At 67.3% G+C, this 18,254-nt stretch carries 16 protein-coding genes; 5 read left to right on the forward strand and 11 right to left on the reverse strand.

All coding sequences use genetic code 11. The annotated features are described in order from the left end of the window. Window positions 1-86: 86 nt before the first annotated feature. The 7 genes from AORI_RS68105 to AORI_RS68135 all read right to left on the reverse strand — a co-directional run bounded on the left by AORI_RS68105 (window position 87) and on the right by AORI_RS68135 (window position 7,917). Complete coding sequence (locus tag AORI_RS68105) at window positions 87-2,864, reverse strand: large repetitive protein (protein ID WP_200870936.1); 2,778 nt, start codon at window positions 2,862-2,864, stop codon at window positions 87-89. Window positions 2,865-2,951: 87 nt separating this feature from the next. Continuing rightward, window positions 2,952-3,410 carry a hypothetical protein gene (locus AORI_RS68110; protein ID WP_016335747.1) on the reverse strand — a complete coding sequence of 153 codons (459 nt, stop codon included), beginning with the start codon at window positions 3,408-3,410 and terminating at the stop codon, window positions 2,952-2,954. Window positions 3,411-3,500: 90 nt separating this feature from the next. After that, on the reverse strand, window positions 3,501-3,797 hold the full coding sequence (locus AORI_RS68115) for a WXG100 family type VII secretion target (RefSeq protein ID WP_016335748.1): 297 nt from the start codon (window positions 3,795-3,797) through the stop codon (window positions 3,501-3,503). 50 nt (window positions 3,798-3,847) lie between these two features. Further along, on the reverse strand, window positions 3,848-4,174 hold the full coding sequence (locus AORI_RS68120) for a hypothetical protein (RefSeq protein ID WP_016335749.1): 327 nt from the start codon (window positions 4,172-4,174) through the stop codon (window positions 3,848-3,850). Between the two features lie 161 nt (window positions 4,175-4,335). Further along, window positions 4,336-5,766 carry a type VII secretion protein EccB gene (eccB, locus tag AORI_RS68125; RefSeq protein WP_016335750.1) on the reverse strand — a complete coding sequence of 477 codons (1,431 nt, stop codon included), beginning with the start codon at window positions 5,764-5,766 and terminating at the stop codon, window positions 4,336-4,338. Continuing rightward, a complete protein-coding gene (gene eccD / locus AORI_RS68130; protein WP_016335751.1) occupies window positions 5,766-7,160 on the reverse strand; it encodes a type VII secretion integral membrane protein EccD in 1,395 nt (464 codons plus the stop codon). Before eccD ends, eccB begins: the two co-directional genes overlap by 1 nt. A 289-nt stretch (window positions 7,161-7,449) precedes the next feature. Next, complete coding sequence (locus tag AORI_RS68135; RefSeq protein ID WP_043848252.1) at window positions 7,450-7,917, reverse strand: YbaB/EbfC family nucleoid-associated protein; 468 nt, start codon at window positions 7,915-7,917, stop codon at window positions 7,450-7,452. A 279-nt stretch (window positions 7,918-8,196) separates the two neighbouring features. Between AORI_RS68135 and AORI_RS68140 the strand changes: the two genes are divergently transcribed. Continuing rightward, the gene (locus AORI_RS68140; protein ID WP_016335753.1) at window positions 8,197-10,920 is read left to right on the forward strand and encodes an AAA family ATPase; all 2,724 of its coding nucleotides are present in this window, start codon (window positions 8,197-8,199) and stop codon (window positions 10,918-10,920) included. A 20-nt stretch (window positions 10,921-10,940) separates the two neighbouring features. Here AORI_RS68140 and AORI_RS68145 read toward each other — a convergent pair whose 3' ends face one another. Beyond that, window positions 10,941-11,489: a type VII secretion system-associated protein gene (locus tag AORI_RS68145; RefSeq protein ID WP_043849028.1), complete on the reverse strand. Its 549-nt coding sequence runs from the start codon at window positions 11,487-11,489 to the stop codon at window positions 10,941-10,943. 451 nt (window positions 11,490-11,940) lie between these two features. On the opposite strand from AORI_RS68145, the gene AORI_RS68150 reads away from it, so the two are divergent. After that, complete coding sequence (locus tag AORI_RS68150; RefSeq protein WP_016335755.1) at window positions 11,941-13,200, forward strand: salicylate synthase; 1,260 nt, start codon at window positions 11,941-11,943, stop codon at window positions 13,198-13,200. Between the two features lie 81 nt (window positions 13,201-13,281). Next, window positions 13,282-13,881, forward strand: coding sequence for a type VII secretion system-associated protein (locus AORI_RS68155; protein WP_016335756.1), 600 nt, complete (start codon window positions 13,282-13,284; stop codon window positions 13,879-13,881). A 110-nt stretch (window positions 13,882-13,991) separates the two neighbouring features. Here the strand turns inward: AORI_RS68155 and AORI_RS68160 are convergent, their stop codons facing one another. Then, entirely contained in the window at window positions 13,992-14,444 is a 453-nt protein-coding gene (locus tag AORI_RS68160; protein WP_051552917.1) for an SsgA family sporulation/cell division regulator, read from the reverse strand. A 181-nt stretch (window positions 14,445-14,625) separates the two neighbouring features. After that, the gene (locus AORI_RS68165) at window positions 14,626-15,036 is read right to left on the reverse strand and encodes a cold shock domain-containing protein (protein WP_016335758.1); all 411 of its coding nucleotides are present in this window, start codon (window positions 15,034-15,036) and stop codon (window positions 14,626-14,628) included. Between the two features lie 333 nt (window positions 15,037-15,369). On the opposite strand from AORI_RS68165, the gene AORI_RS68170 reads away from it, so the two are divergent. Together AORI_RS68170 and AORI_RS68175 are read left to right on the forward strand one after the other, a co-directional pair. Beyond that, window positions 15,370-16,437 (forward strand): hypothetical protein, encoded by a 1,068-nt coding sequence (locus AORI_RS68170; RefSeq protein WP_016335759.1) that lies wholly within the window; start codon window positions 15,370-15,372, stop codon window positions 16,435-16,437. A gap of 400 nt (window positions 16,438-16,837) precedes the next feature. Then, window positions 16,838-17,383: a hypothetical protein gene (locus AORI_RS68175; protein WP_123798546.1), complete on the forward strand. Its 546-nt coding sequence runs from the start codon at window positions 16,838-16,840 to the stop codon at window positions 17,381-17,383. On the opposite strand, the gene AORI_RS68180 is transcribed toward AORI_RS68175, so the two are convergent. Continuing rightward, window positions 17,376-18,011, reverse strand: coding sequence for a helix-turn-helix transcriptional regulator (locus tag AORI_RS68180; RefSeq protein ID WP_016335761.1), 636 nt, complete (start codon window positions 18,009-18,011; stop codon window positions 17,376-17,378). The two genes, AORI_RS68175 and AORI_RS68180, sit on opposite strands and share 8 nt — an antisense overlap. Between the last annotated feature and the right edge of the window lie 243 nt (window positions 18,012-18,254).

Consider the following 18,254-nt stretch of genomic DNA (forward strand, 5'->3'; position numbering starts at 1 on the left):
GTGCCGCAGAGGTGGCCTTCGGAACTCGAGTCGAACAACTCGGGCGGGCTCCGCCGTCGTGAGGGCCCGGAGGCCGGGGATCGGGATCAGTTCTTGCCCAGAACGGGATTCTGCGAGTCGTCGTTCTCGCCCCAGGCGCCCTGCTCGGCTTGGATCCAGATCTGCGGTTCCCGTTCCTTCTCGCCCTGGCCGCCGCCGGCACCGCCACCGCCCATGGGAGCGCCGCCCATCGGGCCCATCGGCATACCGGCCTGCTGGCCGGCGCCGAGCCCGCCGGGCACGGCCGACTGGGGCGGGCCGCCCTGCGTGTTGACCGGAACACCGGCGGAGAGAGGCTGGGTGTCGAACTTGCCCGGCGGCGGGCCGCCCGCGGTGGCGGGTGCCCCTCCGGCGCCCGCTCCGCCTGCCACGTTCCCCTGGCCAGGTGCCGACGGTTCCAGGAAGTCGCGCATCGCGCTGCCGCCACCGCTTCCGCCACCACTGCCGCCCTGCGTGCCGCCGATGGCGTCGATGGCTCTGTTGGCGGCCGCCTTCGCATCGGCGAGCTCCTGGCGTTCGGCGGGCGTGTCGTCGGGCCGAGCCAGACCGTCGATCGCCTTGGCCGCGTCTTCCCTCGCCTGCGCCAGCGCCTGGTCGTGCTCGGGGCCGGTGAGGTCGGGCGAGTCGTTGATCCGGTCGATCGCCTCGTTCGCGGCCGATTTCGCCGCGTCCAAGGCCTGCTGTCGCTGAGCATCGTCACTCGAAGTGCCGAGGCCGTCGATCGCCCGCTCCGCGGCCAGCTTCGCGTCCTGCACCTGCTGGAAGTGCTCCGGCGCGGCCATCTCGTCGATCGCCGAACTCATCGCGTCCTTGGCGTCCTCGAGAGCTGTTTTGCGCTCGGGATCGTCGGTGTCGCCGATGAGGTCGTCGATCGCCTTGCCCGCCGCTTCCTTCGCGTCGAGCAGCTGCGCGCGGTCGGCCGCGGCCGCGGGATCGGTTCCGTCCTGGCCCAGGATGCCGTCGACGGCATCCGACGCGGCGTTCTTCGCGTCGTCGAGTGCCTGCTGCCGCGCCTCGGTATCACCCGGTCGAGCCAGGTCGCCGATGGCGTCTTGCGCGGCCTGCTTGGCGTCGCCCAGATCCGGCGGGGTCATTTTGTCGATCGCGTCGTTCGCGGCGTTCTTGGCCTCTTCGAGGGCTGCTTTGCGCTCGGGATCGTCGGTGCCGCCGATGAGGTCGTCGATCGCCTTGCCCGCCGCGTCCTGCATCTCCGCGCCGGTTCCCCCGCCGGTGATGCCGTCGACGGCATCCGATGCGGCCTTCTTGGCGTCTTCGAGGGCTTGCTGACGTGCCTCGGAATCACCGGCCTTCGCGAGGTCGTCGATCGCGCCGCCGACGGCCTCCTTGGCCTCGTCTGCGGAGGGTTCACCCGGCCCGCCGGTGAGTGCACCGGGCGCCGTCGGGCTGGTGAGCCCGTCGATGGCGTCTTCCGCGGCCTTCTTCGCGTCGTCCAGCGCCTTCTGGCGCTTCGGGTCGTCGGTCTTCTTGCCCAGTTCGTCGATCGCCTTGCCCGCGGCCTTCTTCGCATCCGCCAAGCCAGGCATCGGCGAACCGAGCCCGCCGCCTACACCCGCCCCGGCGCCGGAGCCGGCGCCAGGATCGAGCCCGCCTTCGGTGCCCGCGGGGCCGCCGGTCTCGCCGCCCGGCGCTCCATCCGTGAGGCCGTCGATGGCGCCCTGGGCGGCTTCCTTGGCGTCCTGGAGGGCTTCCTTGCGGGCCGGGTCCTCCGTCTGTGAGGTCAGGTCGTCGATGGCATCGCCCGCCGCCTGTTTCGCGTCACCCAAAGCGGCTTGCGCTTCAGGAGACACGCCGCCTGCCTGCGAACCGTCGGCCTGACCCGGCCCGCCGAGCCCATCGCTTCCGCCTGTGGCCGGAGTCAGCCCAGGAGTGCCCGAACCGGGAACGGCACTTTCGGTGGGTATCGTCTCCAGCGAGGGCTTCAGTCCGGAATCGGGTTGCGTGCCGGAAGCGAGTTCCGCGTTGTTCTGCGATTCCGTCGGGTCTCCGGGAGCCTGTTGCTCCGCGTCCCCGGTCTGCGTCGGCTGCTGCGAGGCCGGCTGATCACGACGATCCGGCACTTTCGTAAGGTACGCGGTCCGCTTCTCCTCAGCCTGGGGCTGCCCCGCCTGAGCCTGATAGCTGTCCTGGGGCGCCGCGGTGGTCGTGTCACCATCGGAGATGTAGAGCGGGACCAGGTCCGCGGCACGCGCGTTGTAGGCGCTTCCGAGCGTACCCAACGCGTTTTGCAGATCCTTCAACAAAGCGGCGTCCGAAGTCGTTTTGATCGTGACCAGCCCGGTCGCCAGGTTCGCCGTGTGCGCGGCGATCTCGGCGGTCGACTCGGCGGCCTGGATCTTCCGCTGGGTATCTGCCCGCAAGGCGGAGACCCGTTGCTCGTAGACCTCTTTTCCGATTTTCTGCAGTTGCCACCAGGTGGTGACGAAATTCTGGATGGCACGGCCGATGTTGCCCATGTTCGTGCCGAACTGCTTGCCCATCAACGTGTCATAGACTTGTTCACTGGTGTCGAGGATCGCGGTGGCGTACTTCCGGAACGCCTCACCCGTGTCACCTTCCAAGGCATCCCCGACCGCCTTGATCTGTTTGGCGAACTTCTCGTTGACGGACGCCAGCGCCACCTCGGCGGCCTTGATGTCCTTCTCGAGTTCGTACCAAGCGGTGGTGGCCGAACCGTCGGCAGCGTTGACCAGGTCGCTGACGGCGGATTCGAGCGATTCCAGCGTCGAGAAATAGGCCGGGTCGAGCACGGGCGCCGGGACCGCGTACTGACCGACCAGCGTAGGCCTAACAGTGGATTCGGACATGCCAGAGTTTCCTATCTAGACAGCCAGCACCGAGGTCGACAGACGCGAATCCGCGCGGACCGCCCGGTTCCTTTCCCGGCTCTGTTGTCAGGTGGTGACCGTGTCGTTCAGGTTGTCGTTGTATCCGTCACCGTCGGTCGGCTTGTTGGCGTTGGGCCCGGTTCCGACGGGGTCCGCGGTGTAGTTGTGCTGCTGGTTCTCGGTGTTGGTGTCGTAGGCGCCGACGGCCTGCACCACGGCGCCCTCGAGGCCGGCCATCACCTTTTTGATCTCTTCGGCGTTCTGCCCGTCGGTGTTCTTGAATCGCTCCGCGATGTCCTTGAGCTTCGTTTCCATCTCTTCGAAAGCGATCTTGAGATGCTCGGCGTGCGCCACGACGGCGTTGCGCCGATCGTCCACGACGCGCTCGAGCCACACCGCGAGCTTGAACTTCCCGGCGTTGGGCCAGTTCTGTTTCAGCGCCTCGAAGGCACTCATGTCATCCATCAGCTGACCGATGTTCTTGCCGGCGGTCGCGATGGCTTCGGCATCGAACTTAGTCGACACGACGACTCCTTCTTCTCGAACGGCAATGACCGTTCAGCTGCTCATGGAAACACGGTGTGCCGAGCGGATTCACCCGGCACACCGTGCAGATCAGTTGGCGATGCTCCGGCCGCCGCTCTTGTCGGCGTTCGCCATCCGCTCGGCCGCGTCGGACAGGGACTTGCGAAGGTTCAGCAGGTTCTGGCGGTGGGTGTCGAGACCCTGCTGCAGGTTGGTGGAACGCTGCTCGTACGCGTTGGCCGTCTCACCCTTCCAGCCCACCATGATCGTCTTCACGTCACTGCTCAACGCGGTCGCCTGATTGTCGATCTCGTTGGCCTTCTTCATCATCATCGAGATGCATTGTTCGATGACGGGGTAGTCGTAGAGAATCGTACCGTCGGACATCAATACTCCTAAGATTTTACGCGGTGGTCTTTACGCGGTGGCCGAAATCACTAGCGGAGGAAGTCGGCGGTGTCCATCGGGACGTTCAGGATCGACTGCGTGTTGTCGGAGTCGGCGTCCACCTGGGCACCGGCCTCCTTGCGCATGCTGGCCGCCATGGCGCGCATGTTGTCCAGGACCGTCTTGCGCACGGCTTCCACCCAGTCGTTGGTGACCGAGCTGAGAGCCCTGGTGGCCGCGCTGCCGCTGGCCGCGAGAGTGGCTTCGACCTCGCGCTTCAGGTTGTCGAGTTCGTTGTTGACGTTGTCCGCCGTCTCCTCGTGCCTGGCGGCCTGGGCGTTGATTTCCGAATCATTTAGCTGAGTGGAGTGTGCCACTGTGCTTCCTCCTGCGATGAGTGCTACGACTTTGGCGAGCTCTACGTTTTCGTAGTAGCACGACCACTATTCAAGATTAAATTGAAAACCTTGCCCGGAACGGCCTTTCACAAACCTGGGGCCCTGGGTAGGGATTCCCCTTACGAGCGGCAGGGCCGCGATCACGACCGCACGGTCTGGGTCTGCCGTGCGGCGTTCACGCTGAGTACCGGCCCGGTCGGCAGCAGATCGAGCAACCGCATCGGGATCGGGACCGCCGCGGACTCGGTATAGCCCAGCGCGGTGACGGTTTCCGTATCGGCCAGGGGGTACTTCTCCCCCACTTCCGTGACCAGGTAAGTCACACCCGGGGCCGCGCCCGGGGCCGGCTGGTCCCTGGCGAGAACGCCTTGGCCCGCCGGTATCGCGACCCTGTCGGCCGTTGTTCCCGCCTGGTGCGTGCCCAGGGGAACCGATGCCTGGGCGACCTGGGCGTCGGGTAGCGACTCGGCCACCATCGGCTGCCCCGGCCCCGCCGACGGGTCTTGACGGAGGCAAGGTTGCGCACCAGGCGACGGAGTCACGATTTCGGGCGGGTCGGGAGGCAGGTCGTTCGCGATCCCCGCGGTGGCCGAGATCGCCAAGCCGCTCAAAGCGTCCGGGGTGACCTGGACGGCTTCGATCGGCCCGTCGGGATAGGCCTGCCGGGTGCTCGGCGTGGTCAGCAGGAGGGCCGCCCCGGTCCGGCTGAGCGCGGCCAGCCCGTCCCGGCGCACGAGGTAGTTCTGCTCGGTGCCGATGGCGGGGTTCCGTGCCTGGTAGATCTGGCCGACCAGGCTCTGCTTCCCGTCGATCACCGGCCCCGGCTGGCCGAGACCGGGTACCGCCTGCGCGACGAAGTCCGGGCCCTGCGTGATCGTGTTCAGCCATAACGCCGGGACCTCGATGGGGCGTGCCGTCCCGTAACCGAGCGCGATGGCCACCGAGCTGCTCGGCAGCTTGAACCGCTTCCCGCGCGTCACCAGGTAGAGTTCACCGCTCGGAGCCGACACGTAGTAAGCCTGGTTTTCGCTGAGCACAGAGCCGGGCGAATGTCCCAAAAGGACGGTCACCACCGCGCCCGGAGCGGTGGTGACGCCCCCCGGCCCGCTCGTGCACACCGTCCACGGCCCGCCCTTGACCTTGTCGGCGGCGGGCAGCGAATCCGGCGCGCCTGCGATCCCGATCGGCTGGCCGACCGGGGTTCCGGCCAGCGAACCCGGAGAAACCGAGGCGATCTGGCCACCGGACTGCCCGGCCACCAGACGAGCGGACGAGTAGTTGAGCACCGGACGGAGCTGCCCGGCGAGGTATACGTAACGCGCGCCGCTGGTCTCGTCCATCACGATCGCCCCGTCCTGCTTCCAGGACGAGTTGCCGGTGGCGGGCACGAACATGCCGAAGATGCCGAAGACGCCCATGATCACCGCGGCGAGCACGAACCCGAGCACCGTCCCGGTGGTCATCCGCTTGCTCGGTGATTCCAAGGCGTCCGGCTTGCCGTGCGTCACGGCGGCCGCCAGCCGCCCGACCACGAAAAAGTAGGCCTGTACCTGGTCTTTACGTGATTTCATCAGCCGGCCAAGTGTCGCATGAAACTGTAGACGTGCAGGACCTGCAGGAGGATCGGCAGCACCGCGATCGCCGTGATCAGCTCGAAGATCTCCACCGTACGGCCCCAGTACGGCCGGAACCGCTTACCCGGCAAGCGTTCGCCACCGAACAAGAGCAGCCCCGCCACGAGGACCAACGGGATCACGACCACGAAGCGGCTCTCCATCGGCTGGGCAAGGCCGAGGCCTGCCGCGACCAAGAGCACCACGACCGCGGCGGGCACCAGGACGGACCAGCGCTGGATCATCCCGCTCGGGTGGCGGGAGCGCAGCACCAGAAGCAGAGCGAGGACGAGTGCGAACGTGAGATGCCAGCCGTCGCCGCCGATGTCGAGCACCGGCAGGAGCACGGCCTGGGCCAAGCCCAGGCCGGCGTGCAACGCCGTCGAGTATCCGAACGTCGCGTTGCCGCGATCCACGACCACCTTGTGGGACACCGCGTCGATGTCCTCGTGGAGTTCCTCGGCGCCCGTCGGGAGCATCGGCAGGGTCAGCCCGGACAGCCGGAAGGCCGTCGTCGGGATGAACAAGGCCAGGATGAGGGAGATCACCAGGCCGATGGCTGCGGCTTGGGCCGGGTCGACGGGAGTGACCGAGCCGATCAGGCCGGTGACGAGCAGCACGATGGTGAACAGGATCGCCCCGGCGAACACCGCCGCGCCGTCCGCGACCACGATCACCCCGATCAACAGGGCGAGCAAAGCCGCCGCTGCCGCACCGGTGAGGCTCATCATCGCGATCGCCGCGGGATCGAGCAGGAGCACCAGATACCAGCCCGCCAGCGCGGCGAAAACGACGCCGGTGCCGGCGAGGATCACCGCGGGTACGGGCTTCGCCGCACCGCGGGCCACCAAGGCCGCCACGGCGAGGAGTGTCACCGAGAGCCCGGTCGAGAGCAGCACCTGGGCCGCCACCGCCACATCGGCCACCAGCAGCCGGCAGGCGAGCAGCATGACCGCCGCCGCGCCCAGCCGGAACATCCAGCCCACCCTTGCCGGGGTGAGCGCGCCGGGGTGCTCCCGTACCTGCACCGCCACGCCGTCGACGAGATCGTCGTAGTCGATCGCGGCGAGCTGTTCGGCGCGGGGCAGCAGGTGCAGGCTTTCCCCGTCGACCACGCTGAGCTGGAGCAGGGTGCGATCCTCGTTCAGCGGAGCTTCGCCGATCCGTTGTACGACCCAGCCTTCGTGTTCGGCTCCCTGCTCGATCGTCTCGGCACCGAACTGGGTGAGAATCGCGGGCAGCAGATCCACGAGCGGGACCTCGGCGGGCAACGCCAGATCCCTCGCCTGTCCACCCAGGACGAACCGTAGCCTCGCCGAACTCGTTGTGCGATGCTGAGTCTGCTCTTCCATCAGGTACCCAGGCCCTTCCTTCCAGGTCTAGACCCGTGTCTGGCCGAGACCTTAAGCACGGGTGAGGCGACTCGGAGACCTAGTCACGGTGTTCTCCGGAAAACGGGGACAACCACTCACCAAGGGAGAACGTGCGCGGCGGCGAAGGTGACACTGTGGAGATCACCCCGGCAAGGGGTCCGCAAGTGGCACGGCCGGATCGACCCGACGGCCGTCCGCGCTCAAGTTGTCCACAAGGGACTGAAATCTGCCCGTGAACGACCCATCCCGGAAAACGACCGGACCGCCGTCACTCGCTCTTCTTGTCCTTGCCCTTGTCCGACGGATCCGGAACGCTCATGCCGAGCCCGTCGAGGCCCTCCAGCATCGGCCCCAGCAACGAGTTCATCATCTCCATCGGATCGACCTTGCCGCCGGCGACCCCGGCGAAGTCGAGCCCCGTCGCCCCCGTGCCCATGACCTTCTCCACCTTGGCCATCGCCTCGTTACGGCCCTGTCGCACCGCTTCCACGATGTGATGAGCCAACTGGGCCGGAGGCAACGAACGGTACTTCGATCCCTGGAACGAGACGTCGGTCAATTCGCCGCGTCCGTCGAAGGTCATCGAGAACGAATTGTCCTTGGCGCGGACGGTCGTCGTGCTCTCCTCCCAAATCTTGCTCACCTCCCGTAGCTTCTGCTTCTCCCGCTCCAGATCCGCCAGCGCCTGCTCGACACCCAAGTCCGCGTTGCCGAAAGCCGAAGCCCAATCCGTCATCACACCATTCCTCACTACTCATGACCAGCCCGAACAATCCGGCGTCACGCGTTCGCCCTCATGGTGCATGGGACAACGTGGCGAACCGATCCCCGCGCGGGGTACACGGCCTCTTTTGCTGTGATCCGTGCCCTTATCACCTTCGACGCCGAGTATCCGGAGCCGGCCGTCACGGGCGGCGACCGTGAGGCATTTCGCCGGTGGGGACCTTCGGGCACGATGTCGGGCCAACTCGCCTTCCCGATGGGCTTCTTCCCTGTTCGCGCCGATGATGACGACGTGGAGGACATTCTCGGCGCCGTTCTCGAGGCGGAGAAACCACTGGTCTTGCTCACCGGGCTCACCGGCACCGGTCGTACGACCATGCTCGCTCGGCTTTCCGAACACTTCGAGACGGACGGCCGGCAGGTCTCGGCGATGCGGTTCACCCCGAGCGGGGACGTCGCTCCCGCCCGCTTCAATCTCCCGTCCGACAGCCCGCGTGATGATGCGCCCACCCGGCTACGGGGCCCGGTGCCCGGCGAACCGGCCTGGGCGACGATCGGCCCGGTCGCCCGTGCGGCCGAGGAACCTGCGGCGGCGCTGCGGGCGGCCCACGCCGCGGCCGCGGCGTTGCGTCGCGGTGGCGACGGCACGGTCCTGTTGCTCGACGATCTGCACTGGATCGACCGTGACTCCCTCGCGGTGCTCGAAGCGCTGGTCCCGATGCTCGATGGGACCAAGATCAGGTGTGTCGGCGCGCTCCGCGTCCCCGCCGGCGACGCGGCCGCCCGCTATGGCCCCGCGGCTTTGGCCCGACTCCGCGAGGCGAACTTGGTCCACACCCTTCGGCTGCGTCCGCTGACGAAGGAGAAGCTGGCGGGCGAGCTGAAAAGCACGCTGGGGGCGAGGCCGGAGCCCGCGCTCGTCGATCACGTGCACGCTCTCAGCCGCGGCGTGCGCGCCGCGGTGTCCGAGACCGTGGAGGCACTGCGCCGGCGCGGCGCGATCCGGATCGTGAACCGGTCCGCCTACTTCGTGCCCGCCATGGCCACGCGGAAACCATCCCAGCCCAGTGAGTACTTCCTGTCGGCTCACGCGCTCGGCCCCGCGGAATGGGAAACGGCGAAGGCGATGGCCCTCCTGTCTCCGCTCGGCGGCGCGGCACCTCGCGTAGCCGGCGAGGTGATCGGCCTATCCGAGGACGAGGTCCTTCGTCGTCTGGAAAGCCTGCGCGCCGCCGGTGTCCTTCATCGCGGGGACGAGTCCTGGCGCTTCGTCCTCCCCCTCCACGCCGTCACGTTGGCCGAGGCCTGCGGGCCTTACGAACGCCGGGTGCTGGCGGCGGCCGCCGTCGAAGCCTTGTGGTCCGGAGCAGCGGTCTGCCGCGATCCGGCGCACCGGGCGAATCTCCTGGCCGAGGCCGGCCGGATGGTGGATCCGGAACGGGCGTTGGAGGAACTGCTCCGTCGTGCCGTCGAAGCGGGAGAGGACGAGACCGTGCCGGCGCTTCGCTGGCTGGACGCCGCCGTCGAACTCGCCGGCGACCGGGCACAACGAGCGAAGGTGCTCCTGCTGCTCGTCGGTACCTACCACCGGAACGGTGACTACGAGCGAAGTCTGCGCACCATCCGGCTGGTGCTGAGCGACTTCGCGAACGAACTGAACCCGGATGCCGTGTTCGAGGTGCACTCGCTGCTCCTCTGCGGCCTCAGTGGCAGGCGTGACACCGAGCCGCTGCGCGACATCGCGGACGGCGACCACCGCCTGGCCGGTGATCCCGGGTCACGAGCGGTGATCCGGGCGATCGCGTGCGCGCTGCTCGACCGCTGGGGGGAAGCCGGGCGGTGGGCGGAAACCGCGACGTCGACGGTCCGCAAGGGGCATCCTCAAGCCGTCGTCGCGCGTCTGATCGGAGCGCTCGGCGGCCTGTGGCAGGGCCGGGCGGGGTTCTTCGAGCGAAGTCTGCTGGAACGAGGACAGTGGCCGCTGAGTGATGTCGCGCGATACCGCGCCGAGCAGATCGACGCGTACCTCACCGGCCTGCTCCTGAACGGAGAGCTCGCCCGCGCCGAGAACCTGCTGGCGGACGAAGGGCTTTCGTGGGACGACGTGGGGCCCGCCAACCGGACGACGGCCGCGGTGCTGCGTGGCGACTTCCGGTACGCCACCGAGCTGGCCTGCCGGAGCGTGGCCCGCCGATCGGTTCCCGGCTTCGCCGCGGCGACCACCGGGATGTTCAACGCGACGGTCGCCGCTCTCGTCTGTCAGGGACGGCTCGCCACCGCGCGCGAGCTGCTCTCCGCGGCCGCGGAGGGCACCCCGGTCCTCGCCCATCTGCTGGACTTCACCGAGGCGCTGATCGACCGCGCCCTCGGCGACGCGCGACGGGCGGCCGATCGGCTCACCACGGCGTTGAGCGCGGCCGAAGAACGCGGCCTGGTGATCGGCTGCGACACCGCGTACGCGGAGCTGGCCGACCTGGCCCTCGACCTCGAGGACAAGGAGACCGCGGCGCAATGCCTGGTGAACGCCGAACGACTGGCGCGTGACCTGCCCACGGGCAGGGCGGGGTTGCTCGCGTCGTTCGTGCGTGCCGTGGTCGAGAAGGACGCGGACGCGGCAGCGGAGTCCCTGCGGGTGGCTCACGAACGTGGTCAGCCGCTCGAGTTGTCGGTCCTCATCGCACGCCTGGTCAAACACGGGATGGCCGACCCCGCGCTGCTCAGCGAGGCCTACGAGCTGATGGCGGGTCTCGGCGCGCTGATGCATCGCGCCAAGACCCGCACCCTCATGCAGAAGCACGGCATCGTCGTTCCCGGCCGCCGGAACACGGTGGAGGAGAACGAACGGCTTCTGGCGACGCTGGCCGCCGAAGGACTGAGTAACAAGCAGATCGCCGCGGCCTTGATCACGAGCGAAAAGAGCGTCGAAGGCCGGCTGAGCCGGCTGTTCGTCCGGAGCGGCTACCGCTCCCGGATCGAACTGGCGACCGCGATCGCCAACGGTGAACTCCAGCTCTGACCGGTGAACGACCCGGGCGGTCAGGCGTCTTGGGCGGCCGCGCGGATCGCGTCCGCCAGCACTCGCATCGACGCCGGTGAACCCGGGTTGAGCAGCACGTCGACACCCTGCCGAGGCAACGCCGCGGCCAGCTCTTCCACGGTGACGTCCAGCCAGCGGACACCGGTCCCGACACGCTCGCGGTGGCCGTAGGACGTGGTCACCTGGACCGAGGGAACCCCGTCCGGAGCCGGCTTGATCACCGCGACGCCCTCGTCGTCCGTGGCGATCCCGAGCACGGTGTCCCGGAGCACGACGGAGAACTGGTCAGCGACGTCCTGACCGTCGGCGAGGGCACGGAGCACCGCGTCCACGGGGTCGAGCGGGGAGCCGGGAGTGCTGGGCCGGTACTCCGGGTTCGGGTGGAAGCGGCTCGGTTCGCCCTCTTCGTCGACGACCCAGGCACCCAGGATCACCTGAGGCGGCAGGTGATCCTGCTCTTCACTCAGGGTGAATTCGGGATCGAGCAACAACAGCAACCTGGCACCGGAGGCTTCCGCGGCCTCGGTCCGCCCGGGTTGTTCACTCATGTTCTCCCCTTCCGAACGCCTCTCCACTGTGCTGGTTCTTCGAGGAACCTGGACGGGAAACGGCCGGGCCGGGGTTTTCTGCCGGTTATCCCTCACGAACGCCGTGCGCAGGATGCGAGGGCCTTTTCCCCGGCCGCCCGGAGAGGCGCGTGCACGATTGGGCACGGTCGCTGACTCAGCGCACCGACCATTCCCCAGGATCCGTCCGATCCGGTGAGGAATCCCCATAATCCGGAAAGCCGTTTCTTCCCGCCCCGGTTTCGGCCAGTTCCGCTACCGCGGCAGGAACCAGGCCGTAGTGATGGAGGAGCAGCGGCGACGACCTCGGGAGCGGGCTCTTTCATGCGAAAGAGCACCTGGCACGCCAGGTAGGCCTCTGCCTCCGGCCGGCGAGCCATTATCCGACTTGAACACACCCGGCACATGCGCAAGCCACACAGGGGAGCCCTCGATGCAGTATCTCGAACGCCTGATCCCGCTCCGGCACTCACCGCCGGCCACGGCCGCGGCCTTGAGCGCGACTTCGGAATGCGACCACGTCGCCTACGAAGAACCGGATCAAATGAGCTTCGCCGAAGACCCCCTGCGGGATTTCGCCTTCTCGAACGCCGACGAGGTTGCTCGCGCCTCCGAGAAACTGTCCGAAGTAGACATCGAGGAATGGCGCGCGTACGGCTGGGCGAAGTTCGAGCTGGCCATCACAGCGCGGGACGATACGCCAGCCGACGACGCGTTGCTGCGGCTCATGATCCCTCGCCGGGAGGTGCGGATCCGGGACGGGATCGCTCGACTGCGCGGTCTCACCGAGGACGACCTGGACCGGCTGGAACGGCGGTTGATCCCGCTGGGGCCCCAGGAGCCCGTGGGGCAGGATCTCGTGGAGCCGCTCCTGAACGGTGCTTCCGCCGAGGGGTACAAGGCCTTGGTGGCGAAGGGCGTCGAGGCGATCCGGGGCGGCGTCTTCGACAAGGTCATTCTCTCCCGTGTGGTCGAAGTACCCTTCGAGATCGATCTCGCCCGCACCTATCTGGCCGGACGGGCGGGCAACACGCCGGCACGGTCCTACCTCCTCTCACTCGGCGGCTGGGAGGTGGCGGGATTCAGCCCCGAGATCGTGACGCGGGTGACCCCGTCGGGAGAGGTGTTCGCACAACCTCTGGCCGGTACGCGGGCCTTCGGCGCGGACGAACTGCTGAACGAGCGGAATCGCGAAGAACTCTATCGTGATCCCAAGGAGGTCTTCGAGCACGCCATCTCGGTGCGGCTGGCCGCCAAGGAACTGACCACGGTATGCACCCCGTCCTCGGTCGCGGTGGAGGAGTTCATGCACGTGCGTGAGCGCGGCAGCGTCCAGCATCTCGCGTCCCGCCTCTCGGGCACGCTCGCGACAGGCGGATCGGAATGGGGCGCGTTCGCCGCGCTCTTCCCCGCGATCACCGCGTCGGGCATCCCCAAACGCGCCGCCTGCGACTTCATCGGGCGCTCCGAACCGGCGCGCGGGCTCTACAGCGGGGCCGTGCTGGCCCTGGATTTCAACGGCGAACTCGACGCCGCACTCGTGCTGCGCAGTGTCTTCAGGCATGAGGGTCGGACCTGGTTGCGGGCGGGCGCCGGCGTCGTCGGCGAATCGACTCCGGAACGGGAGCTGGAAGAAACCTGCGAAAAGCTGCGAAGCGTGTCGCGCTATCTCGTCGAGCGACCGATCGGCTGACCGGGACGCCGGCCCCGCGGTGGCGCGGGCACGTTTTGCCGGGAACGGCAACTCGACGAAGAAGATCAGGAGAAGCACACCATGGCCGGAACCGTGGAACCGCCGCCGGACGAAGACGGGTTGGAGAATTGGGTTCTGTTGATGGATCCCGGCTGGGAGCCGGAAACGGAGGACCAGCGGCCACCCATCGAGGCGATCGTCGGCCTCTGGCCGATCGAGGACGGGCGGGCGGGCAAGTTCCGGGCCAATCCCGGCTATGTCCCCGCGGACGAAAACTCCCCGACCGATCTCCTGGACGCCGCGCTGCGACTGGTCTCGCGCGGGCAGGGCGGCCCGGAGCAGATCCAGGTGATGCTGCGTGACTCGCTCTTCGACATCGCGATGAACGGGGACGGCAAGCCGCTGGTGATGAAGTCCCCGGACGACATTCCCTGTGTCGTGATCGCGACCGGGGAGCCTCATCGGCGGCGGATCAGCTCTCCGGACTGGCGTCGGGTCGACCTCGGCGAGCTCGTGGAGCAGCTCGCCGAGGACGTCGATGTCTACTTCAATCCGGGTGGGGCCACCGCGGTGCGGCTGAACGCGGATTTCCTGCGGTCGAGTCTGGACATGGACGAGGAAGCTGTCGAACGGCTTTACGCGGCGCAGTCGCCTTCGGTCGAGCGTGCTTCGGAATCGTGAAGTCTTATTCGGCTCTTTCAGCCTGCGCGGACCGCGTCGGTTCGGCTATCGCGAGGGCTACTGCCGGGTTCGGAAACCCCGGGTAACCCTCGCGAACCGTACCGGCCGTCTCAGCCGGACACGAGACGGTGAAGCTCGAAGTCGAAGTCGACCCAAAGAGTTTCTTCGCCGCGCGGCACGATCTCTTCGCTGCAGTCCAAAAAGCTCTTCAGATCTTCGGCGGCGACCGTGAAGGTGGCCGCGCCGTCCGGGGTCTTCAGATCGATCTGCACGGTGGCGGTGTCGGAAGCCGTCGGGCTGATCCGGACGTCACCCTCCCCCGCGGGCACGATCATGCCGGCCACCAGGAGTTCACGCGAGAACAACCAGTCGATCTCGTTCGGGGTATCCCGCAGGAAACAGGCCCTGATCGCGAACGGGTCGCTGGTGTCGTAGTCCAACTTGACATCGAGGAGCACGTCCTCGCCACCCTCGACCACCCGCGCGAAGACAACATCGTGACTGTGCGCAACGTGCTTGGCCGGGATGTTCTCGGACACTGACTGGGTTGACTCGTTGTTCATGTCCCCAGTGTTGACACGGAGACTTCATTTCCCCTCAACACGCCGGTCGCGGCCCCGGAACCGCCGATCGGGTAAGACAGCCATCACGATGAGTCATCGATGGCGTTCCTGGCCGCTCACCGTGCCGCAAAGGGGCGATGAACAGGGAAAACGGCCGGAGGAACCGGTGCGGCGCTGCGGCTCAGTCGCTGACCCAGCCGTGGGACAGCGCCAGCGCGATGAACCCTTGCCGGATCTCGACGATCTGCTGCCCCGTCAGCATCGGCGCACCGAGCAGCAGTACTTCGGTGACCTCTTCGCGCAGATCCTGCGCCGTGAGCACGTCATGGTCTCCGGCGCGGACGGAAGGGCCTCGTTCGGCGCGGCTCGGGACGTCCTGGGTGCCGCGGTCGAGCAACGTGACGTCCGACGCCTTCAAGCCACGGGGGCTTTCTTCCGTGGTGAACTGGACCTGCACGCCGGCCGCGAGCAGGCGCTTGTCGAAGGTCAAATCGTTGACGTGCAGGAAAACGTCTTCGTCGCCGCTGTCCGGCGCCACGAAGCCGTAACCTCGCAGCTCGTCGTAACGAATCACTTTTCCGGTCATCAGCATCGCTGTCTCCTGGACTGTCTTCCGCGGTGTCGGGCCGGCGGACTCTCGGGCGCTCCGGCTGATCTTCCGACCAGCACGCGTAACGGTATCGCCCCACGTTGTCACCGTCGCCGACGTGACGTCTTCCGAGTACACCGTCAGGGCGCTTCCGGCAGCCAACAATGCCCGAAGTTCCCTGAACCCGGGGGCCCGCCAGGCGTCCCGCGCGCGACGGCCGGGGTGCCGATCGTCGGCGAAGGGTGCACATTAGGGCACTACAACGGCGGCTTCCCCGATTCCGATTCCCGTTGGCGTCAGAATAACCGCGACCGGCGACCGCACTGGGAGCGACGCATGAACCACCTCTTCACCTCCGAGCTGCACGGCATGCTTCTCCGTACCGCCGGCTGGCTGTCCGACGACTCACTAACCAGCGCCCGGGGCATGCTGGCGGAGGATCGATGCGGGGAGGTCGCCCGGCTTTTGGTGTTCGCGGGGCGGCGAACCACACTTCCACTGACCGAAGACGATCTCGACGTGCTCAGTGAGCTACTGGCGTCCGAGGGGGGCGACCCCGCCTCGCTGGCCACGATGGAACTCATCTCCGAAGACACCCCGCCGCCGTGGCGGTTCTCCGCCGATCGAGTCCAGCCCGACGACAGCGAGCAGGACGAAGACGTGAGCAACGCGATGCTGCTCTCCGCGCTCGCCGAGCAGGATCTGCTCGCCGCCGCGACCGACGAACCCGGCCTGCGCGGCCTTTGGAGCGCCGTGCGCAGCCCCGTCGACGACGCGCCCTATCCGCCGCCCCGCGTGGTCTATGTGGCCGAAATCGACGAAGAGCACGAAGAGGCCACAGCGCCCGCCGAGCTGGCCGGCCGCTTCCAGGAGAGCCTGATCGCCGCCGGCGAGCGGGACCCGCAGGTCGAGGTGGTCCCCCTGGGCAGCGGTGACCTCCGTTATCAGCGGGCCGTGCAGCAGAACGGCAAGTTGCTGTGGGCCGCCGACAACGACTCCGAGATCAAGGTGGCCAGGATCTTCGACAACGTCGACCCGGAAAAGGGCCCCGCGTTCGCTCCCGACCGGCCGAAGATCGACGACGAGGAGGAACGGGAGAGGATCTGCGCATACCTCGAATCGGCCACCTTGCTGCTCGTCACTTCGGCGATGCTGGACGACATCGTCGATCCCGGGCGGGGTCCGACGGTGCCCACGAACTTCTACACCGACGGTGTCTGGGTGTGGACCGACTCGGTGACCTATTATCTCCGGGAACACCACTTGGCGCCGGATCCCGAGCTTCTCGCCTACATCGACGACGTCGACGGCCCGCCTCCGCTCCCGGACACCGTGGCGCTCGGCCGTGTGCTGAAGGTACTGACACCGGCTGCCGACGACGAGCCCGCCTGGACCGGTTCCTGACTATTTCCGGCCGCGAACGCTCCCGTACATATTGAGCGGTAAGGCGAATATGGCTGGTTCGGTCCCTTGCCCGGATGTCGGATCGTTGCTCTGCGGGGATGGGTGAGGTGAAGAGGACTTTCCCCGCGTCGCATGAGCGGAAGGTCCCCTTCACCTCGGGTCTTGCAGTCCGCAGGGGGCGGAAGCGTCACAAAGGCAGGTGAGTGGCCGGTGCGGGTGGTCGTGAGTGTTTCGGGTCGTTCTAACGACACTTGCCACTCACGACCCCCTGTACCGAACACGCCACATTTACCTTACTTCTCCATAGAGAGTTCATGAAGACGCGCCGCGGAGAATCAATTCCACGCAGCCGAGTGGATGCGGAGGAAACGACGGGAGCACGAGCAGAATGGCGGTTTCCATGAGCACAACCCCTTCCGGCGCCGGCGTCGAGATGATCAACGGATCGAGCGGACTGCGAGAGGCTGCCCACCGTGGCATCTCGCCGAGATTGCTCGCGGCGGCCGAGTTCTACAAGGCCAATTTCGCCTGGGACGTCGAGATTCAGGGAAATTCCCTGCAGCTGTGCCTGACCGGTGGCATGGCGGCGGTTTCCGTGCCGTTCCGGGGTGGTGAACACCTTTTCGCCACGACCGGCGCCCTTCCCAGCGGCCCGCTGATCCTGGTTCCCGGCGCCCCGTTCCGGGCGTTGGCGCTCGTCGAATCGGACGACTGCGTCGTCTCCGACGAGGAGCTGCCCAGCGGTGTGCTGTTCCACAGGTCCCCCACACGAGCCCTGCTCCCGCCGACGGTCACTTCACGCGGTTCCGTGCAGTGGCTGCGTGAACCGTCACCGAAGGATCGCTGGCTGCCGGTGGCCTCCGGTCTCATCGCGGCGCTGTCCCGTCCGCAGCGGCGAGTGCTCCGGTATCCCGTCGTCCAGGCGATGCGCGGCAGGCTCAGCTGATCACTCCGGCACGGAGCGCGAGCAACACCATCCGCGACCGGTCGCCGGTCTGCAGTTTCTTGGACACCCTGGCGAGATGCCCCTTGACGGTGTTCGCCGACAAGGCGAGGTCGACACTGATTTCGCGATTCGACTTGCCTTCCGCCACCAAGGAGAGGATTTCGATCTCGCGCGCGGACAGACGCTGAGCGGGCGTGTCGTGCTCGCCCCGGACGAGCTTCTCGTCCCGCGGGGACGGCCGCGCCACGGGACCGTCTACCTGCGCGGGATCGGACCTGTCGATCAGATACCCCACCGCGTTCGCCGCGAAAGCGGCGATCGCCGGTGCCGGTTCGCGCTCGGACGCGATCACGAGCACACGCTCCCCGCCGTGCCGGCGCAGATCCGCCACCGTTTCGGCCGCGCTGTCCGTTGCCTGACCGGAGTGGAGGAGAACGAGGTCACATTCCGCCACCACAGACTTCTCCATGCGGGCACTGTGGGTCATCGTGATCTCGGCGACGGCTTCGGCTCCCATGGCTTTCAGTCCGCACGCCAGATTCCACCGCCTGTCCGGATTCGGATCCACCAGCAACGCGTGGAACGCGGACTGGGCACGGTCTGCCGCTCTCGGGTTCTGTTCAGTCATTCTTTTTTCGAATCTCGATCAAAGGCCACGGGCTGTCAAGCGACGAACCGGGATCCGGTGAAAAGCTGCCCGATTTCACCTCTGTCCCAGCCGAATCGACGAGAGCGACTTCACTGTGATTCGGCGGCCGGCGCTTGACTTCGCCGAGATGCGACGTCAGTCACGATGACGAGAGAAAACCCACAGCGACATCGTCGGCTTCGGGCCGCGGATGTCGCTGTGGGTTTCCACCGGTCCAGACCG

It is taken from the genome of Amycolatopsis keratiniphila (genome assembly GCF_000400635.2).
In the GTDB taxonomy this organism is placed as follows: domain Bacteria; phylum Actinomycetota; class Actinomycetes; order Mycobacteriales; family Pseudonocardiaceae; genus Amycolatopsis; species Amycolatopsis keratiniphila.